The sequence below is a fragment of the Enterococcus sp. AN402 genome (assembly GCF_040719405.1).
GTDB classification, from domain to species: Bacteria; Bacillota; Bacilli; order Lactobacillales; family Enterococcaceae; genus Enterococcus; species Enterococcus faecalis.
Genome location: NZ_JBFDTM010000004.1, coordinates 1515274 through 1535257 on the forward strand (window position 1 = coordinate 1515274; position 19984 = coordinate 1535257).

At 37.8% G+C, this 19984-nt stretch carries 9 protein-coding genes; 2 read left to right on the forward strand and 7 right to left on the reverse strand.

Features of this window, described 5'->3' with window-relative positions:
• Positions 1 to 410: 410 nt before the first annotated feature.
• Positions 411 to 6170, reverse strand: a complete 5760-nt coding sequence (locus tag AB1I62_RS08750; protein WP_367019166.1) for a Rib/alpha-like domain-containing protein — start codon at positions 6168 to 6170, stop codon at positions 411 to 413.
• A 2554-nt stretch (positions 6171 to 8724) separates the two neighbouring features.
• On the opposite strand from AB1I62_RS08750, the gene AB1I62_RS08755 reads away from it, so the two are divergent.
• Positions 8725 to 8856 carry a hypothetical protein gene (locus AB1I62_RS08755; protein ID WP_367019167.1) on the forward strand — a complete coding sequence of 44 codons (132 nt, stop codon included), beginning with the start codon at positions 8725 to 8727 and terminating at the stop codon, positions 8854 to 8856.
• Positions 8857 to 9422: 566 nt separating this feature from the next.
• Here the strand turns inward: AB1I62_RS08755 and AB1I62_RS08760 are convergent.
• From AB1I62_RS08760 to kdpA, 5 genes are all read right to left on the reverse strand, one after another.
• On the reverse strand, positions 9423 to 10112 hold the full coding sequence (locus AB1I62_RS08760) for a response regulator transcription factor (protein ID WP_367019168.1): 690 nt from the start codon (positions 10110 to 10112) through the stop codon (positions 9423 to 9425).
• Positions 10113 to 10123: 11 nt separating this feature from the next.
• Complete coding sequence (locus tag AB1I62_RS08765; RefSeq protein ID WP_367019170.1) at positions 10124 to 12694, reverse strand: sensor histidine kinase KdpD; 2571 nt, start codon at positions 12692 to 12694, stop codon at positions 10124 to 10126.
• Between the two features lie 68 nt (positions 12695 to 12762).
• Complete coding sequence (locus AB1I62_RS08770) at positions 12763 to 13293, reverse strand: potassium-transporting ATPase subunit C (protein WP_367019172.1); 531 nt, start codon at positions 13291 to 13293, stop codon at positions 12763 to 12765.
• A 13-nt stretch (positions 13294 to 13306) separates the two neighbouring features.
• On the reverse strand, positions 13307 to 15337 hold the full coding sequence (gene kdpB / locus AB1I62_RS08775; RefSeq protein ID WP_002358564.1) for a potassium-transporting ATPase subunit KdpB: 2031 nt from the start codon (positions 15335 to 15337) through the stop codon (positions 13307 to 13309).
• Between the two features lie 15 nt (positions 15338 to 15352).
• Complete coding sequence (kdpA, locus tag AB1I62_RS08780) at positions 15353 to 17029, reverse strand: potassium-transporting ATPase subunit KdpA (protein ID WP_002377968.1); 1677 nt, start codon at positions 17027 to 17029, stop codon at positions 15353 to 15355.
• Positions 17030 to 17337: 308 nt separating this feature from the next.
• Between kdpA and AB1I62_RS08785 the strand changes: the two genes are divergently transcribed.
• Complete coding sequence (locus tag AB1I62_RS08785; protein WP_016178709.1) at positions 17338 to 18579, forward strand: IS110 family transposase; 1242 nt, start codon at positions 17338 to 17340, stop codon at positions 18577 to 18579.
• A gap of 605 nt (positions 18580 to 19184) precedes the next feature.
• On the opposite strand, the gene AB1I62_RS08790 is transcribed toward AB1I62_RS08785, so the two are convergent.
• Positions 19185 to 19430, reverse strand: a complete 246-nt coding sequence (locus AB1I62_RS08790; protein WP_002377967.1) for a hypothetical protein — start codon at positions 19428 to 19430, stop codon at positions 19185 to 19187.
• Between the last annotated feature and the right edge of the window lie 554 nt (positions 19431 to 19984).

Below are 19984 nucleotides of genomic sequence, written 5' to 3' on the forward strand. Positions count from 1 at the left end.
AAATGGTTACTTTATGAAAGAAAAACACTCACTCCTGCTAAAATAGGAATAATAACCAAAGCAGAAATGCACGCCATTTTTATCTACAATGGCGCGAGTCAATATCTTGTGCAGACGGTTCTGGGTAGATAAGCTTTGGATCTATTTGATGTACCTACCCGCTCCACAACCTCTTTCAGAAGAGGGCATCACCAAAAATCATCAGCGAAGAAAAGGGTTGAAAGAAAAAAACTGGTGGATCTCCCAACAAAAGAAATTCATTACAAGGTATCAGAAAAATGACCGTCTTTGCGCTCACCTTTATTTTACCTAAAAAGCTCCAGAAATGACGAATAAATCGCCATTTCTGGAGCTTTTTTCAGAGAACTATGTCAAAAACTCTTCTATGAGAAGAATTAAGCTTCTAGCCTTTATTCATTCTCTTTTCTTTTTTTATATCCAAGCAATCCAAACATACTCATAAGAACAACTCCTCCAGTAACTACAAACTTATTACTAGTTGATTCCCCTGTTTTAGGTAATTCTGTAAGCACTGTTGATGATAATCCAATACCGCTCTCCAATTTCTGTTGAGGAGTTGCATTAGATTTATTATTATCTCCTGATATTACATTTTCTGCATTTTCAGAAGAAACAATAGCAACTGTTGGTTCACTTGTATTACCTGATTTATCAGTGACTGTAACAATCACTTTATCACCCGCTTCTAGGCTAGGAACTTTTACTTTAAAGATTCCTTGATCATCAGAAGAACCAGAATACTCACTTCCATTTGGTAGTTTAACTGTTACATCAATATTCGGTTCTGTTTTTCCCGTTACTTCAGTATCCCCTGGCTTAATAGGATCAACTTTAGGTTTATCAGGTGCAACTGTATCCACAACTTCTACAGGTACTTTAACTCGATCTTTTGATCCATCCGGATACGTTACTTCAATTGTTCCTTGATATTTCCCTGGTGTTGAAGTATCAATTTCCCCATCAGGAGTAATATCAGTCACTTTCGTTCCCTTAGGTAGTTCTGGTAGATTTGTAACATTATCCGTTAAATCTACTTTTTCTCCAACTTCTACTTTTTCTCCAATTACTTTTGGCTCGTATTTATCTGCCTCTGTTGTCTTAGCCTTGAATTGTGCAGTATATGTTCCCGCTTTATCATAGCTCGCAGGTAATTCTGGATTCCATCCGGTTTGTACTTTACCTGTTGGTGCGGTAACCGTTGGTGTTGGAACTTCCGCTGCTGCTGTTCCTGCTTTTACATCAAATACTGTTTTTGCATCTGCCGCGAAACTTCCTTCGCCAGCTTCAAATGTTACTCGAACATATCCCGCTGGTGTTGGTTGACTCGGATCATCTGTACGATCAATTACTTTTTCTAGTGTCGTTACTGGTACTTTAACTTGATCTTTTGATCCATCTGGATACGTTACTGTTACTGGTACTTCTACAGTGCCTGGTGTTTTACCATCTGGTAATTTGGCCCCTGGATCGACCGTAACTACTGGTTGATCTCCATCTTTAGGATAATTTGGTACTGTTACTGCATCTGTTACATCCTTTTCTGTTGTTGCTTCCCCATAAGGTTTTTCAACTGGCTCTACTTTTGGCTCGTATTTATCTGCCTCTGTTGTCTTAGCCTTGAATTGTGCAGTATATGTTCCCGCTTTATCATAGCTCGCAGGTAATTCTGGATTCCATCCGGTTTGTACTTTACCTGTTGGTGCGGTAACCGTTGGTGTTGGAACTTCCGCTGCTGCTGTTCCTGCTTTTACATCAAATACTGTTTTTGCATCTGCCGCGAAACTTCCTTCGCCAGCTTCAAATGTTACTCGAACATATCCCGCTGGTGTTGGTTGACTCGGATCATCTGTACGATCAATTACTTTTTCTAGTGTCGTTACTGGTACTTTAACTTGATCTTTTGATCCATCTGGATACGTTACTGTTACTGGTACTTCTACAGTGCCTGGTGTTTTACCATCTGGTAATTTGGCCCCTGGATCGACCGTAACTACTGGTTGATCTCCATCTTTAGGATAATTTGGTACTGTTACTGCATCTGTTACATCCTTTTCTGTTGTTGCTTCCCCATAAGGTTTTTCAACTGGCTCTACTTTTGGCTCGTATTTATCTGCCTCTGTTGTCTTAGCCTTGAATTGTGCAGTATATGTTCCCGCTTTATCATAGCTCGCAGGTAATTCTGGATTCCATCCGGTTTGTACTTTACCTGTTGGTGCGGTAACCGTTGGTGTTGGAACTTCCGCTGCTGCTGTTCCTGCTTTTACATCAAATACTGTTTTTGCATCTGCCGCGAAACTTCCTTCGCCAGCTTCAAATGTTACTCGAACATATCCCGCTGGTGTTGGTTGACTCGGATCATCTGTACGATCAATTACTTTTTCTAGTGTCGTTACTGGTACTTTAACTTGATCTTTTGATCCATCTGGATACGTTACTGTTACTGGTACTTCTACAGTGCCTGGTGTTTTACCATCTGGTAATTTGGCCCCTGGATCGACCGTAACTACTGGTTGATCTCCATCTTTAGGATAATTTGGTACTGTTACTGCATCTGTTACATCCTTTTCTGTTGTTGCTTCCCCATAAGGTTTTTCAACTGGCTCTACTTTTGGCTCGTATTTATCTGCCTCTGTTGTCTTAGCCTTGAATTGTGCAGTATATGTTCCCGCTTTATCATAGCTCGCAGGTAATTCTGGATTCCATCCGGTTTGTACTTTACCTGTTGGTGCGGTAACCGTTGGTGTTGGAACTTCCGCTGCTGCTGTTCCTGCTTTTACATCAAATACTGTTTTTGCATCTGCCGCGAAACTTCCTTCGCCAGCTTCAAATGTTACTCGAACATATCCCGCTGGTGTTGGTTGACTCGGATCATCTGTACGATCAATTACTTTTTCTAGTGTCGTTACTGGTACTTTAACTTGATCTTTTGATCCATCTGGATACGTTACTGTTACTGGTACTTCTACAGTGCCTGGTGTTTTACCATCTGGTAATTTGGCCCCTGGATCGACCGTAACTACTGGTTGATCTCCATCTTTAGGATAATTTGGTACTGTTACTGCATCTGTTACATCCTTTTCTGTTGTTGCTTCCCCATAAGGTTTTTCAACTGGCTCTACTTTTGGCTCGTATTTATCTGCCTCTGTTGTCTTAGCCTTGAATTGTGCAGTATATGTTCCCGCTTTATCATAGCTCGCAGGTAATTCTGGATTCCATCCGGTTTGTACTTTACCTGTTGGTGCGGTAACCGTTGGTGTTGGAACTTCCGCTGCTGCTGTTCCTGCTTTTACATCAAATACTGTTTTTGCATCTGCCGCGAAACTTCCTTCGCCAGCTTCAAATGTTACTCGAACATATCCCGCTGGTGTTGGTTGACTCGGATCATCTGTACGATCAATTACTTTTTCTAGTGTCGTTACTGGTACTTTAACTTGATCTTTTGATCCATCTGGATACGTTACTGTTACTGGTACTTCTACAGTGCCTGGTGTTTTACCATCTGGTAATTTGGCCCCTGGATCGACCGTAACTACTGGTTGATCTCCATCTTTAGGATAATTTGGTACTGTTACTGCATCTGTTACATCCTTTTCTGTTGTTGCTTCCCCATAAGGTTTTTCAACTGGCTCTACTTTTGGCTCGTATTTATCTGCCTCTGTTGTCTTAGCCTTGAATTGTGCAGTATATGTTCCCGCTTTATCATAGCTCGCAGGTAATTCTGGATTCCATCCGGTTTGTACTTTACCTGTTGGTGCGGTAACCGTTGGTGTTGGAACTTCCGCTGCTGCTGTTCCTGCTTTTACATCAAATACTGTTTTTGCATCTGCCGCGAAACTTCCTTCGCCAGCTTCAAATGTTACTCGAACATATCCCGCTGGTGTTGGTTGACTCGGATCATCTGTACGATCAATTACTTTTTCTAGTGTCGTTACTGGTACTTTAACTTGATCTTTTGATCCATCTGGATACGTTACTGTTACTGGTACTTCTACAGTGCCTGGTGTTTTACCATCTGGTAATTTGGCCCCTGGATCGACCGTAACTACTGGTTGATCTCCATCTTTAGGATAATTTGGTACTGTTACTGCATCTGTTACATCCTTTTCTGTTGTTGCTTCCCCATAAGGTTTTTCAACTGGCTCTACTTTTGGCTCGTATTTATCTGCCTCTTTAGCTAATCTTGCAAGAAAACTATCCGCATCAACTGTAACGCCATTCACTACTAACTCTACAGTATAAATTGTATTTTCTTTTATATCTGATGGAACTGTAAATATTGCTGCTTTTTCAGCTTCCTCTATTGTAGAAACAGATGTTCTACTAATCTCCCCATCCTTATTTGACCACACAATTTCTACTGTTGATCCAACATTAAAGATAGTTTGAACATCACTAACTGCAGTATTTCCTGGAAGAGCAACTTTTTCCGTTGTATCATAGTTAGTTATGTCAATATTGGATTTATCTAAGTTAGGAACTAATGCAAAATGAGAATTATATACTTGTTGTCGACCTGCCGCAATAAACGGATTTGAATGTGTATATTCTCTTGGTGAGCCATAAGCAAGCACTGGAAAATTACTATATGCCAGTTGAATTTCTCCCTCACCATTTACTACAAACTGATACATTGCACCAACATCAATATTATTAGTAAAATGAGCAGTATATTCTCCATCTATAATTGGAGCCACTACAGTTTCTTGTACATACTCAGGATGAGCTTTTAATATAGCTAACTGTTCCTTAACTATATCATACGCATTATTAGCAGTTTGTGTAGATTCTAACGCTGCTTTCCCTTCTGGAGTAAGGATACTAGTAACTACTCTGAATCCTGTCTTTGCTTCATCCGCCGTTTGAGTTACAAAATTCTCACCTGTACTAGTTGGGAAAGTAACACCATTTTTTGATGTTTCCCACCAAACTTTTCCAGAAACTCTATTAGTTCCTCCTACAATATTAGACGGGTTACTATCTGGTCCTTTATCATCATAAATCCAAGTGTCTTCTTTTCCTACAAATGTATCTAAATTCTCTTTACTCGGCAGTTCAACTACATAAATGCTTGCACGCTGTAGATTTGCTCCTGCAAGATAAAAAGCTCCCGCTGTTGTTGGTGTTGAAAAACCAGGTGTATTTCCAACTACTGGACGAAATGTAATCAACTCATTCCCATCCGGTGATAATTGCTTAGGTGCTAGCCATAATTTCAATCTTTGTTTTGAAGTTGGGATATAAGTAAATCTATGTTCTACCCCTGTTTCATCTGTCCATGTAGGTAGTTCAAATGCAAAAACTCCATCTCCTCCACCGTTGGTGTCTCCTCCTGGTAAGTTATGCGTAACAGCTGTATAAACAGGACTTACTGCTCCATCTGTATCAATCCACTGAGCATTTACTGTATAACCATTCAACTTAGTACTTGCCCCTGTACCCGGTGTGTATCCTACAGCTGATTTAGGTGCAAGTTCTAACCACCCACTTATGATATTAGCTTCATTCGTTAATTGTCCACCTGTTTTAACTTTTCCAGATTCAATTGCATCAATATTTATTGGAGCTTCAGTAGCATTACGAGTTTCTGTACTTAAATCTTCTGCTGCAGTTTCATTGATTACTGAATTTGCGACTGTTTCTCCAGCTGTTGTGGTTTCATCACTTTCTAGGTTTGAGACTGGCGCCTCTGCTGTTGCACTTTCATCACTTTCTGAGTTTGAGACTGGCGCCTCTGCTGTTGCACTTTCATCACTTTCTGGGTTTGAGACTGGCGCCTCTGCTGTTGCACTTTCATCACTTTCTGAGTTTGAGACTGGCGCCTCTGCTGTTGCACTTTCATCACTTTTTGGGTTTGAGACTGGCGCCTCTGCTGTTACACTTTCATCACTTTCTAAGTTTAGAGCCAATTTATCAGTTTCTCCATCCACTATAACTGGATTTTCCATTGACCCATTCATAACTTCCGAAGAACCTAAATGGTTTTCAGAATCATTTACTACTTGAGCGTTTCCACTCTCAGCTCCACCAAAACCAATGTAAATTCCAACTAAAACAGAAGCAACACCTATACTTAGTTTCTTAATAGAATATCTAAGTTTTCTATTTTCTGTTTTTTTTCTAAACATTTGCCGATTATTTTTAGAAAACATCTTAAATCATTCCTTTCTTTATATTATATAATTATAAATATCCGCAACTGTATTTTCATTTACATATCGGTTATTTAAGTTTATTAGGATTTTCATATAAAAAAAATTCTTGTATATTACATTATTTTTTTAACATATCGATATTTGATGATTACAAGCACTGTACCTATTGAATGAAAAAGAAGTGATAAGAAAAAATACAAATATATACAAAGTGAACTGTGACATAGATATCAAAAAAACACTAGAAACAATAGGAAAATGTCCTTTTCTAGTGCCTTTTTAATTCTTGAATTGTTAAAGCAAATGCTGTACTGCATCAAAATAAACTCCATAAAGTGTTTTCCAATCTAAAACTTTCAAAGTAGTGTATTTAATGCCTGTACATAATATGTAATAGTTTCTACTAAAACGGAATATATATCTTTTATATTAGACAAGTATTCACGAATCAACTCATTCATATTTTCGTTAGTGACTCTTGCTAAGGGGGAAATAAGTCGTAAAAGGGGGTTTTGAGCTATTTGACTTTAAATTTTACCGTCTACCAACCTAGTTTCTAGTCGTCTTAACATAAACTCATCTATATAAGTAATGAATATATGATCGAACCACTGAGTACCTACAATAAAAAACACCTCCAATTATACTCACAATACAAGTTCAAATCGGAGGTGTTTTCTTTATGAAAAATAAACACGCGGTCGTTACCATTAAGTTCGATAATTAACCACAAAACATGATATTTTTATTTACGATGGCATGAGTCAATATCTTATAAAAACAGTATTGAAGAACCTTATGGCTCATGATAATCGATTATCAAAAAGTCGTATATATCTTTATTGTTTGTGGAAAATTCTAAGGAAAGGAATCGATGGCTTGGTTTCCATCGCTCAATATTAGTGCAATCCGAATATTTACAAGAATGCTCTTTTCTTATTTGTTGGAAGCAGACGAGATTGCTTCAAAAATTTATATTACGAAAAAAAGATGGCTCACTTCTTTATATACAAGCGATTAGATCAAGGATAACTTCGTCGGCCGACGTCAAAAAAGAAAAAAACGAATAGATTGAAAAATCATTATGTTAGAGAAATTCGACATCTACTAATATCATAGAATAGACTAGTCAATTTTTAATAATTTATTTTTTAGACCGATTTTTCGTTATACAAATCTAAAAGTTATTTCTATTGGTAAGTATTGAATTCCAGTCTATAAAGTTCTTGAAGACGAAATGGAAATCTCTTTTTAGCACATCCTAAATATATCAAAGCGATTCGTGGAAAAAAGACAATAAGAATAATGCCCAATGGATCGCTAACCTATCTTCAAACCAGTGAAAAATCGTTATCATAACAGTCTGATTTGATCCAATCTCCAAATTACTAATATTGTTTCCGATGTCTTTGGAAAGTCCGCTCAAAAAAATATTCAGAGTGTCCTAGACAAGACCGATGAGAAATCTGATATTACCACAATGATTCACAGTTATATTAAAGCTTCCGTTAAATAATTAGAAATTTCAATGAATGGTAAACTATCTGATGAGCAAGCAGTGAAACTACGCGTAATAAAAGCTTACTATGATGCGATTACTTTATGCAAAAAAAATCTCGAAGAGATGAATTACCAATCTAGTAAAGAATATACACACCCACAATAGTTGATTTAGACCGTTCCTGGATTTAAATATTCTCTAACTGCGTTACGAGTGATTTCAGAAATCGGCATCAATATGAACGAAGTCCCTTCTGCATAGCATCTCTGTTCATGGGCTAGGGTAGAGTGCCTGCTAATAAAAAAGAGTGGGTAAAAAAATATTCTACACAAACATCTAAAAGCGGTCGATACCTCAAACCGTTACCGGTTAAAATTGCCAATGCAGTCGTAAAGTATAACAGATTTCGAAATATCAGAATAGATATCATCGACTTAAAAAATGTAAAAGGCACCAGAAATCAATAATTGCGATTACTCTTTGGTTGCTTGTGGCAATCTACCATATTCTCAAAAAAGACAAGGTATATATTCTTGCTCTTTATCACTATCGAAAATATGTCGCTCCAAATATAAAATATCTATTCAGGAAGCTATTCAATTTGCAGAAAGCCACAGATTTCAAATCGCTTAGCATGATATAGTCTAAAAGGCGAGTGGGCAAACTTTTTCTGTAGTTACAGAAAAGAGTAATTTATTTTTCAGACTTCTCTCCTCAAGTTTCATTGGAATACCTTTCATAACCTAAATGCATGACTAACTCCGCTTCCATAAATTCTTGAACAGCTTCGCCAAACATATCTTTAAATGCAATTTTAATTTTCTCTGTAATTTTGATGTCGTATCGTTAAGTCATTTCTTTGATTTGCTCTTTAAAGAGCATACTCATTGGTTCGTTCCTCCAAGTTGATTTTGTTTATTCTACTATTTTGGAACTTACACAAAATATTGTACACTCTCGATTACTGCATTGATTAACCAATGATACAAAATTAATAAAAATACTATACAAAAGATTATCCAGAAATATCATTGGAGTTGTCGTGCGGAAATGAAAAAACGCAGTAAAGTGGACCAGCCTTATATGGTTGTCGAAAACAACTTAAACAGACAAATTTCTTCGGATATCCCTTTAAAGAAATTAGTAACATTTATTGATTATCTACCTTTTTATCAAAAATAATTGTATTTATCTTCGATTATGAATTTATATAATAGTGAGATTACTTCATTTATGCCATTAATGATAAGCAAGATACATTATTTGTTCTAGTTACACTTAATCACTGTCTCAAACAACGGATTGTCTACTACATAGTGATCCAAAGTCTGTTTATAACTACCAGAACCAAATAAAAACAAAAAGCATCACCATAAGTATGCCCCAAATATTATAGAACCACTAAATAAAGGGACTGTCATCCTTACTTCATTGATTGAAAACAGTATATTATTTGCCTTGTCTAAGAGAAAACTCCGTTTGGATTCTTTGATATAATTTTCCATGCATCCTCGTCCTTTATGGATCTTTACAACCATCTCTGCTTTCATTTCTTGAACATACCTCCGCTTGCCTATCCAAAGTATAAAATATTTTGAAGATTAAATAACATATTTCAAACATTTTAAAGGACTACCAAACAATTGATTTCAAGAATATAAAAACATATCAATGCAAGTATTTTTATTTATAGTTATAGTACGTTTTAATGAATAATCGGTTTATTATGCCTTTGTAAAATCACTTTATTATTCCGAACGATAATCTCGCAAACGATAGCCCACTCCAATCTCAGTAATCAAGTATTCTGGTTTCAATGTATCGCTTTCGATCTTTTTACGAATGTTAGACATATTCACTCTCAATGTCTGCGAGTCATCGCTGTAAGGGCCCCATACTTCTGTCATCAAGGTTTGATACGTAACTACCTTCCCCAATTGACGGAACATCAGCGCTAAAATTCGATATTCGTTTTTTGTAAAATGAATTGCTTGTCCCTTTTTATAAACTAACTGTTTTTCGAAGTCAATTTTCAAGTCTTTGTTTTCCACGACAGTTAGTGATTCCGTTTGAACGTTTTGATGGCGCAAGGCTGTACGAATCCTTGCAAGTAATTCATTCGTTCCAAATGGTTTAGTTACATAATCATCCGCACCTAAATCCAACACTTTAACTTTCTCCTCTTCATTATTTCTAGCAGAAATAATGATGATGGGCAGATGCATTCGCTTGCGAAGGATTTTTAACAAATCAATCCCATCAATATCTGGTAATCCTAAGTCTAACAAAGCTAAATCAAACGATGTTGTTTGAAAAGCAGTCAATGCCTCCATTCCAGTACTAGCAATCGTTAACTGATAGCGTTCCTGTCCCAAAACGACTTCCATAAAATCTGTAATATTTGGATCATCTTCAATCAATAAAATGGATTGCTTCATAATTCTTCCCCTCACTTCAAATAAATTCGAACCAATGTTTTGCCCCCACCTATCGTCATTTCCATTTTACCATTGTGCGCATGGACGATTGTTTTTACAATACTCAATCCGATTCCTAAACCATTTTTTGAGTCAACCGGCACTTCATTTGTGCTGGACAAATTTGATTGGATCTTTTGAAATTGTTTTAATGGAATTTCACCGTGATTTTCAATTTCAAAAACTGTTTGTTCTTTTTCCTGATAGACGTTTAGTTTGACTGGTAGATCATTTTCTCCATGACGAAACGCATTTTCTATCAGATTAAACAACGCTTGTTCAATCAAAATGGGATCCGCTTGAATAAAAATGACCTCTTCTGGCAGGTGAACATCCACTTGGCCGTCTGGATAGACCTTCCTCAAATGCTTATAAACAGCCTCGATGACCTCTTCTACTGGTTCAGCAGATTTATTAACCTTCATAGTATCCATGTTGATTCGCGTGATGGATAAAAGATTTTCAACCATCCGAATCAGCCATTGTGACTCTTCTTGAATATCCTTTAATAATTTTCGCTGTGTCTCTTCTTTTAAATCATTTCCAGTACCTAATGTTTCAGCAGTCCCTGAGATAACAGTTAATGGTGTTCTCAGATCATGAGATACTGCTCGTAATAAATTGCTACGGACTTTTTCCCGTTCATTTTCTAACTCAACTAGCTCTTTCTCATCTTTCAATTCTGTTTGTTCCAAGATGACTGCAATTTGCGTCAGCACCAATTTTAAGTAATTGAGCTGATCATTTTCCAAATCAAGATCTGCATTTCGTTCAATGCCTAATACCGCCAACGTCTTCCTGCCTGCAGCAATCGGCAAATAGAATCCTTTAGCTCCATTTAGTGTGTCTGTACCATTCCCAGCTTCTTTTTGGTTCTTTGCTGCCCAAAAGGCTACAGCTGCTTCGTCTTCATTATTTAATATTGATTTTTTTTCGTTGATACAATGAACACTCTCTGTCTTCACTTGACGATCAAAAATAATCACTTCTCGTTCCAATAATCTTGATAAATAAGTGGCAGAAATATCAAGAATTTGTTTTCGACTTTCCACTAAAACATATCGTTTGTTCAATTCGTACAAAATTTCCATTTGGTGCTCTTTTTTCATAGAAGTATCTGCTTGTTTCTTTAATCGAATCATTAAATTACTGCTCATCAGGGCAACAACTAGCATGAGCAATAAAGTAAAAGGATATCCCTGTTTATATACTGTCAGAGAATATAATGGTTCGACAAAAAACCAGTTAAAAGACAAAACACTTAAAATAGAGGATAATGAGCTCCAAAAATAACCGGATGTCGTTCGAGCGACTAATAATACGAATGAAATATAAATAAGCATCAGATTTTGATCGCCAACGTGGATATATTGCATCAATTCCGTCACGACCGTCGCTAGAAAAACACCACCAATTGCAATCACTAAATCTTTTCCGCCACCCTCAATGACTTTACGAGTCTTAAAAAATAAAGACCGCTTTTCTTCATTGAAAGGAATTAAATGAAGTTCCGTATCTTTCAATCGTTTTAACAAGCGATCATCAAACGCTTCAATAAAGATTTTTTCATACCACGGCTGCCTTAGATTTTTCCCCATAATAATATCAGTAACACCCGTCATTTTTGCGAACTCGACAATCGTCTCAAAACTATCATCCTCTTCAATACTAATAACCTCCGCACCTAATTTATCGGCTAAAGGAATGTTCGTTGGTGTATTTTCTTGCGTACGAACTTGAATCACTGTCCAATCGGCAACTAGACCTTGCGCTAAACGTGCTGTCCAGCGAATACATTTTTCGGTCATTTTTGGAAAGGCATCGTTCACCACCGTCAATAATTTACTTTGTATCCCAATTGTCTTTCCACTAATTCGATTAATATGATCCGACGCTCGCTGAATTGCTAATCCACGTAATTGGTCCAATTTTTGTGGAATAAAAAAATTTTTCAAGGCACGTTTCGCGTTTTCATTCGCATATATTTTTCCTTGTTCAAGTCGTTCGATCAGCTCATCGGGCTCCACATCAATCACTCTTATTGTCGCTTGCCGTAGAAAAGTGTCCGGCACCGTTTCCTTGACCTCAATTCCGGTAACTTCTTCAACGATATCATTCAAACTTTCGATATGTTGAACATTGACCGTAGTAAAAACATCGATTCCTGCATTCAACAGTTCATCAATATCCTGGTATCGTTTACGATTTCTAGAACCTTCCGCATTGGAATGAGCCAGTTCATCAATCAACACGATTTCGGGCTTCTGTTGAATGATTTGATCAATATCCGGCTCTGTTAAAACCATTTGTTTATAAAAAATATTCTTAGGAGGAATTTGCGGTAATCCTTCTAATAATCGATTGGTATCTGGACGATCATGAGGTTCGATATAGCCGACAACAACATGTTTTCCCATCATCAATAATTCATGAGCCTCTGTCAACATACCGTAGGTTTTTCCAACACCAGCCGCAAATCCAAAAAATATCCGCAATCGACCTCGGCGTCCATCGCCAGATTGCATTTCTTCTGTTGTCTGCATCAACAGTTCTCCTCTCTTTGTATGCACAACAATTCCCTAACCATTTTTGGTTAGAGAATTGTTCTATATTATATTCCTAGTTTATCTAATGCTAGGTTTAACTGCAAAACATTGACATAAAATCGGTCTGAAAACCAATCTTTTTGGCTATGTTTATCGATGAGTTTACGAATTGATTGTTGAGACAAGCCACGTTCTTTAGAAATTCGGGCAACTTGAAAATGAGCTGCTGCCAAACTAATATCCGGATCCACACCACTAGCAGATGCTGTCACGAGATCATTCGGAACTTTTTTCTCTGCTGGATTTTTTTCCAATTCTGCAACGGTACGCTTCTCAACTAATTGCTTTTGCTCCGCCGAAACAAGTGATAGCTGACTAACTTCCTCACTACGTCCTGAAAAATATTTTGCCTGTTCAAAAGTTTGCCCAATCAACTTTGAACCAACAACTTGATTATTCACTGAAACCTTACTGCCGTTAGCTTGATCTGAAAAGAACAATTGACCAATGCCAGTAACTGCAACGGTATATAGCCCACCAAAAACGATCAGGCTAAAAATCAAAAAACGCAAACTGCCTAGAATACTTTTTTTCATTGTTTCTACTCCTTTATAAAATGATCAGCGAGAGAATCAGATCTATAATCTTGATAAAAATAAATGGTGCAATAATTCCCCCAAGTCCATAAATCAGCAGATTATGACTCAAAATTTGACTGGCCGGTTTTTCTTGATACCTCACACCTTTTAATGCTAGTGGAATCAAGGCCACGATAACGACTGCATTATAAATGACAGCGGATAGAATCGCAGTCAGTGGACTACCTAATCCCATAATATTCAATCGATCCAGTTGCGGATAAATACTGTAAAATAGTACTGGAATCACCGCAAAATACTTAGCGATATCATTTGCGATACTAAACGTAGTTAACGCGCCGCGAGTCATCAACAATTGTTTCCCAATCTGTACGACTTGCAGCAATTTTGTTGGACTGGAATCCAAATCAATCATGTTCCCCGCTTCCTTCGCGGCTTGTGTTCCTGTATTCATCGCCATCGCAACGTCGGCTTGCGCTAATGCTGGTGCATCGTTTGTCCCATCACCAGTCATTGCAACTAAGTGACCCTTTTCTTGATACTCGCGAATCAGATTCATTTTATTTTCTGGGGTAGCTTCTGCCAAGAAATCATCTACTCCAGCTTCCGCTGCTATCGCTGCCGCTGTTAAGGGGTTATCCCCAGTGATCATGATGGTCTTGATACCCATCTTACGCATATCAGCAAATTTTTCCTTTACACCATTCTTAACGATGTCTTTCAAATAGACGACACCCATCACACGATTATTTTTTACAACTACTAGAGGTGTTCCACCTGCTCGAGCGATTTTATCAACAATCTTGTCACATTCAGATGGATAGTCCTCTCCTTTAGATTGTACATATTTTTTCATGGTGTCTGCGGCACCTTTGCGAATCACGTCACCGCGATAATCAATTCCGCTCATGCGTGTTTTGGCACTGAAATCGATAAATTTAACCTCTGATTGCTGGAATTCTCTTTCCCGCAAGTTGAAACGTTCTTTTGCTAAAATCACGATACTTCGACCTTCTGCTGTCTCATCAGCTAAAGAAGATAATTGCGCCGCATCCGCTAACTGTTCTTCACTAACACCATGGACTGGCAAAAAATCGCTTGCTCGTCGATTTCCCAATGTTATGGTTCCTGTTTTGTCGAGTAAAAGAACATCCACGTCACCAGCTGCTTCGATCGCACGACCACTCATGGCAATGACGTTTTCCTTCGTCAAGCGGCTCATACCTGCAATCCCGATCGAAGAGATTAAGGCCCCAATCGTCGTTGGCGCCAGACAGATTAGTAAAGCAATCACAATAACCAGTGATAAAGCTTCTCCTTTACCAGATAACTGACTGCTGAAATCAGTAAATGGGACTAAAGTAATTGATACAGTTAAGAAAATAATGGTCAAAGTAATCAAGAAAATCTGCAAACCAATCTCATTCGGAGTCTTTTTTCGTTGAGTTCCCTCTACCATGGCAATCATTTTATCTAAGAAGGATTGACCGTTTTCCGAGGTAACACGAATCACTAAATAATCGGAAACGACGGTTGTTCCGCCAGTAACCGCACTGCGATCCCCACCAGATTCACGAATTACTGGCGCTGATTCGCCAGTAATGGCACTTTCATCTACTGATGCAGCCCCCTCGATTACATCACCATCAGCTGGGATTTGCTCTCCTGCACGTACATAGACCAAATCGTTTCGCTTTAAATCAGAAGACTGTAATTCAATGAAATTCTCTTCTTTGATATCTTCTAAACTGTTAATTTTATAAGTCATGACTTCCTTTTTTGCTTGTTTCAAACTATCGGCCTGTGCTTTTCCTCGTCCTTCTGCAACAGCTTCAGCAAAATTCGCAAAAAGCAAAGTCAACCAAAGAAAAATGGTTATTGAAATGTTAAACCATAACGGTATACCCATTGGGTAGAAGCATAATATTGTAGTGATGAGCGCACCTAAATAAACGACAAACATCACGGGATTTTTAACTTGTTGGCGTGGATCCAATTTTTTAAAGGATTGTCCCACTGCCCATTGATAGATTTTTTTCATTTTTACTCACTCCATCTATTTCATCGTAAAGAATTCCGCAATCGGACCTAGTGCCAATGATGGTAAGAAACTTAAAGCTCCAATTACCAAAATAACAATAATCAACATAGAAACAAATGTTGGACTAACCGTGGATAATGTTCCTGAACTTAAAGCTGCTTTCTTTTTACTTCCCATATTTTCCGCTAAAAGTAAGATGGCGATGATCGGCAAGTATCTTGAAACAGCCATCATTAAACTAGCTAAAAGGTTTAAGAATGTCGTATTAGCTAGCAACCCACCAAAAGCACTTCCGTTGTTGTTGGCTAATGAAGTTGCCCCATAAAGCAATTCAGTGAAAGCATGGGGACCCTGGTTCGTTAACCAAGACATTACCTCTGGATGTAGGACTAGAGCCATTGCCCCGAAAAGCGTCAACATCAATGGTGTTAAGATAACTAGGCTAGCCATTTTGATATCAAAAGCTTCGATTTTTTTACCTAAATATTCAGGTGTCCGCCCAACTAAAAGACCTGCTATAAAAACTGCTAGCAATAGAAATGCCAACATTCCATACAGTCCGCTCCCAACACCACCAAAAATTATCTCGCCAAGCTGCATTAAGAACATTGGAATGGCGCCACCAAGCGGTGTAAAACTATCCAACACCGCGTTCACCGAACCATTCGAAGCGGCGGTCGTACCGACGGACCATAAGCTAGACCAGCCAATGCCGAAGCGAATTTCTTTTCCTTCCAAATTGGTCGATCCAAGAACATGCGTAAATTCAGGCCCGTAATACTCGCTAAAAGCAACGCCGACGAAAGCTAATAGTAAGAAAAACAAGGATACTATCATTATCGTTCGTCCTTGTCTCCAATCCTTGACCCAAAAGCCAAAAGCAAAGATCAATGCCGCTGGGAGCAACAAGATCGCAATATTCTCTAAAAAGTTTGAGAATAGTGTTGGGTTTTCGAATGGGTATGCTGAGTTAGCACCAAAGAAACCACCGCCATTTGTACCAAGTTGTTTGATTGCCACCTGACTAGCTACCGGACCTAAATGCAACCAAAGACTTTTCCCTTCCAAACCTTGATAAGCGACCCCGGATTGGAAAGACTGAACGGTTCCTTGTGAAATTAATAAAACAGCAAGAATGATTGATATCGGTAACAGAATGTAAACTAAACTACGAGTTAAATCTTGCCAAAAATTTCCTAATGCTTTCTTTTTGACTTGTGAAAGTCCTCGAAGCAATGCTACCAAAACAGAAAGTCCCACACCTGCTGAAACAAAATTTTGAGCTGTCAAACCAAACATTTGCGATGTATTTGATAAAGTCGTTTCACCCACATATGCTTGCCAGTTGGTATTCGTAACATAACTGACGGCCGTATTTATCGCTAACGGCAGCGTTAGATTTTTTACTGAGGAACCTCCCGGTAAAAAGTGCTGTGTCATTAAAATAGCAATCAAAAGTACGATTGAGAAGAAACTTAACAGCAGCACATTCAGTGCATAACGTTTCGCTGACATTTCTTTTTTGCTGATAGGTCCAATCGCTTTATAAAATAAACGTTCTACTGGCTGTAAGAAGGATACTCCTTTAGGGATTTCCCCCTGCATGATTTCTTTAATGTACCAGCCTAACGGCACTGCCAATAACAATAATATGAATAGGAAAAATAATCCTTGATAAATCAAGCTATTCATAATTATAAATCCGCCTTCCTACGAAAGGCACCAATGAGGTGATGAAAACCTTAGAGCGCCTTCTTTCTTTTTTTATTCCGTGTTACCCTTTCCTTGCAGGTCCCTGGTACACTACAGAACCCGAGGAGGTGAGTGGCGGGGCTGTATAGCGGCAACCCCGCATAATTATATGGTGTCGGTCATCCGTTAAGGCATCAATGAATGGCGCAAACCCGTAGCCCGTAAACTTATCTCTTCCGAAGTTGACTCGATTTCGCCGGATGACCAGTCCCTACCAAACCTGTACTATTTTTTTACAGGAGGTTGCTATGTTCAAAATCTTTCGTAAAAATTGTTGTGGCTTGGATGTCCACAAAACGTGGATCTATGCGTGTATCGGAATCACAGATGCGAATGGTCGTACAGTGTATAAGCAAGCTCGCTTCTCTTCCTTTACAAAAGGTCTCAATGAATTAGCTGAATGGCTTGCTAAATACAACTGTAAGGATGTGTGTTTGGAATCTTCCGGTAAATTTTGGATCCCTGTTTTTAATATTCTTGAAAAAACTTGTTTTGTCACACTGGCTCATCCGAAGTACACCAAACCCCAGAAAGGAAATAAAACAGATCGCAAAGATGCAAAATGGATTTGTGATCTCTTTATGTGCGACATGATCAAACCCAGTTTTATTCCTGGTCTTGAAATCCGCCAGCTTCGTGATCTAATGCGTTATCGGACGAAACTGACCAACATGAAAACAAGTGAAAAGAATCGTGCTTTAAACTGCTTAACCGTTTCTAATCTGAAACTAGATGATGTTTTTAGTGATGTGTTCGGAAAATCATCCACTTCTATCATCCAATACTTGTTAGAACATCCCGGTGAATCATTTGATGTTCGACCATTTATCCATGCCCGTTGTAAAACTCCCGTTGAAGAAATCCAAGCGGCAGTTGAGGGGGCGATTTCTGTACCTCAAGCGATTAAGCTTCGCCAATGCCTCAACCATATTAACGAGATTGAGAAGCATCGAGAAGAGATCAATCTAGAGATTCAAGCTCTTGCAGAACCCTTCTCCCCTGTTTTGGAACTACTTCGTACCATACCGGGCTTAGACACTCAGCCAATAACAGCGATTGCGATTCTTTCAGAAATAGGACCGGATATGTCCGTGTTTCCAACTTCGAAACACTTTATTTCTTGGGCTGGATGCTGTCCAAGAAACGATCGCAGTGCCCGACGAACAAAATCAACACGTATCTCTCGTGCAGGGCAGTCGTTGAAACCGCTACTTGTACAGATTGCCAATGCTCTTCTCAGATCCAAAGAACATCCAGAATTTAAAAATCGCTATCGTAGAATCAAAGCGAATCGTGGACACAAGAAAGCTATCATTGCTATTTGTAAGATGCTCCTGACCGCTATCTGGAATGTCTTATCAAAGGTGGAACCCTATTCTGCTAAAGGATATCTGGAGCCAAAACCTGCGAAAGAAGAGAAAGTTCTGACGCAATCCCAAGCTCTGGACCTTTTAAGAAAACGCGGATATACCATTATAGATAGTGCTTAAACCAAAGTTACGTTGATTCTTCCTAAATAGACTCGTTGTCTTCCATTTCAAAAATTTTGAAAACGGTAGGCTTATTTAGTGTACCGTTCTTCAGGTATCTTCAAATAGATTTATTTTCAAACTTCTTCCCCCTTAAATAAAAACCAGAAAAGATAGATCATTAATAAGAGTCCAATAATTCCTAAAATAATCGTCATTTCACTTCACTCCTTTTCAAAACAACCAGTTAAATAAACTAACTAATTTTCTTTACTCTGTAAGCATAAAAAAAAAGACCTAAAGATAGTGTGAAACTTAAGTTTATTTCTTTATACTATCTTTATATCGTCTTTTCTTTAAAAGCAGTTACAGTGAAATCGGATCTGTATAGAGTTTTGTGTAAGTTTTTTTCTTAAGCATAATAAATGACTCTACATTCAAAAAGGCACTTAGTACGTGCCCCTAATTACCATAGAGATAGTCGCGTTGATGTTCTTCAATCAAATGTGTTCAAACACAAAATGTATTTTTTCAATTTCCTTACAACCTTTCTTACTTAAAAATAATCATACCAATAAATGTATAATCTTTTTGTGGCGCATTATTCACTGAAAAATATGTAACTGTTACTTATTTTTATTCGCCAACGTAGTCAGGATAGAAGGATATATATAGTTCGACATCCAGATACTTGTACTCATAAATGGTTCTTTAGTATTTTGACCATCTGGAGCAACGTATACGTATCCATGCGCTACAGCTAATAAATAAGGTTCCATTAAATCGGTTTTGTTTGGTTTATAACATAGTAATACTGGATGATCCTTATCAATCTCACTCTTCACTTGGTTGAAATCAAGTTCATTCTTCATTGCATCAAGCTATTCCATATTTACCCCAATAGAAGTGGCATAGCGAATACAATCTTTAATAGATGCAGAAGCATTATTCAATTCATTGTCTGTCTTTTTTAGATATACAAATTTTAATATCGTTTTTGCTGTAATATCTTTTCTACTTGTTTTAAAGTTTAACACTTTAGCAAAAGGAATGTTCTATCCCTTGTAAATCATAATGTTGATCATTCGTTTCGAAATTAGTCAAACTCTTCATTTCAGGAGCAGCGTTTACCACATAACCTGATCCCACAAAAAAGGATTACTAGTAAAATGGTAGAGATAACTTTCTTCATTTAATTCACCTAACAATTCATTTTAAATTTTGAAATACCAACATAAGAAAGTACAACTAGTAAAATTCCAGCCAACACAACTAAAATAGAGGACATATTTATACGCCAATTTCCACTAATGTTATAAGAATTCAACAGCCCATAGGTTCCTAATACGACACTTACTAAGCCTAATAGAAAAATTATCCCCAAAAAAGTGTACACTAACATTCTTAATTTTCTTGAAGAATTACT